We start from the raw sequence: 1855 nt of genomic DNA, 5'->3' as shown, positions 1-1855 counted from the left end.
CTACGACACCGCGCAAATCGATCTCGCCGCCTGGATGATCGAAGGCCGCGGCGGCGCGCGCGACCTGAAATCCGCCTTCGGCTGGATGAAGCAGGCGGCGGAGGGCGGCAATGTTGCCGCCCAGAACCGCCTGGCCAAGCTCTATATGCAAGGCATCGGCACCGATCCGGACCTGGTCCTTGCCGGTGCCTGGTACATCATTGCCCGCCGCGCCGGCCTCATCGATCCGCAGATGGACGACTTCCTGCAGGGGCTGGACGACGACCAAACCAAGCAGGCGCTGCAGAAGGCCAACCGACTGCCTTGACGGCGGTTCTCACGGTCATTGCAAGTGCAACCCCGGCTCCCTTGCCTGGTCGCAACCTGCCCGCTCCCTTGCCTCTTCTGGCGATTTGTGGTCTTGGGAGCCCGAAATCGCTTTCCCAGCGAACATCCCATACCGACGGCGTGGCCGTAGGCATCATTCCGGATCATCTCATCATGGCCAAGATCAATGGCAACGAAATCCGTCCCGGCTATGTCATCGAGCATGATGGCGGCCTTTGGGTGGCGGTCAGGACCAACACCGTCAAGCCTGGCAAGGGCGGCGCCTACAATCAGGTCGAACTGAAGAACCTCATCAACGGCACCAAGCTCAACGAGCGCTTCCGCTCGGCCGAGACGGTCGAACAGATCCGGCTCGACCTGAAGGATTTTTCCTTCCTCTACGCGCAGGAAGACGCCCTGGTGTTCATGGACACCCAGAGCTACGAGCAGCTCGAATTGAACAAGGACTTCGTCGGCGATCGCGCCGCCTTCCTGCAGGACGGCATGATGGTAACGGTCCAGCTCTACGAAGAGCGACCGATCGGCATTTCGCTGCCCGACTATGTGACGCTGACCATCACCGAGGCCGACCCGGTGGTGAAGGGCCAGACGGCGGCATCGTCCTACAAGCCGGCGATCCTGGAGAACGGCATCCGCGTCCTGGTGCCGCCCTTCATCGGCGCCGGCGAACGCATCATCGTCGACACCAACGAAATCACTTACGTGCGCCGCGCCGACTGACGCATGTCGCCCAAAAGTGGCCCGGTTCCGGGTCACCGACATGCATCGAGGCAGAATTTAAAGCGCAGCACCGGGAAAAAGCACTATGGCACGCTCAGCCCTTCTCAACGTCATGGTCCAGGCCGCAATGAAGGCCGGCCGCTCGCTGTCGCGCGACTTCGGCGAAGTGCAGAACCTGCAAGTCTCGATGAAGGGCCCCGGCGACTATGTCAGCCAGGCCGACCGCAAGGCCGAGGACATCGTTTTCGCCGAACTGTCCAAGGCACGGCCCGGCTATTCCTTCCTGATGGAGGAGCGCGGCGTGGTCGAAGGCGACGACGGCCAGCATCGCTGGATCGTCGACCCGCTCGACGGCACCACCAATTTCCTGCACGGCATTCCGCTCTTTGCCGTTTCGATCGCGCTGGAGCGCCAGGGCCAGATCGTCGCCGGCGTCATCTACAATCCGGCGATGGACGAACTCTACACCTGCGAACGCGGCGGCGGCGCCTTCATGAACGACCGCCGCTTGCGCGTCGCCGGCCGCATCAAGCTGGTCGACACGGTCATCGGCTGCGGCATGCCGCATCTCGGCCGCGGCCACCACGGCAATTTCCTCGTCGAGCTGCGCAACGTCATGGCCGAGGTTTCCGGCGTCCGCCGCCTCGGCTCCGCCTCGCTCGATCTCGCCTATGTCGCTGCCGGCCGCATGGATGGCTTCTGGGAAACCGGCCTGTCTGCCTGGGATATCGCCGCCGGGCTGCTTTTGATCCGCGAGGCGGGCGGCTTCGTCTCCGACATGGATGGCGGCCAGGACATGCTCGACAAC

At 63.6% G+C, this 1855-nt stretch carries 2 protein-coding genes and 1 pseudogene; all 3 read left to right on the top strand.

From position 1 onward, the window contains the following. Positions 1-307, top strand: a pseudogene (locus EN925_RS34285) (SEL1-like repeat protein); the annotation flags it as partial. Between the two features lie 173 nt (positions 308-480). Beyond that, positions 481-1047, top strand: a complete 567-nt coding sequence (efp, locus tag EN925_RS34280) for an elongation factor P (RefSeq protein ID WP_013529127.1) — start codon at positions 481-483, stop codon at positions 1045-1047. Positions 1048-1132: 85 nt separating this feature from the next. Beyond that, the coding region (locus EN925_RS34275; protein ID WP_164894598.1) for an inositol monophosphatase family protein at positions 1133-1855 on the top strand (723 nt) is incomplete at its 3' end.

The organism is Mesorhizobium sp. M7A.F.Ca.US.006.04.2.1 (assembly GCF_004022915.1).
Taxonomy (GTDB): domain Bacteria; phylum Pseudomonadota; class Alphaproteobacteria; order Rhizobiales; family Rhizobiaceae; genus Mesorhizobium; species Mesorhizobium ciceri.
This window is presented reverse-complemented; position numbering and strand designations above follow the sequence as displayed.

Coding starts and splice junctions, on each gene's coding strand:
- efp (WP_013529127.1), top strand. CDS start 481: ATGGCCAAGATCAATGGCAACGAAATCCGTCCCGGCTATGTCATCGAG.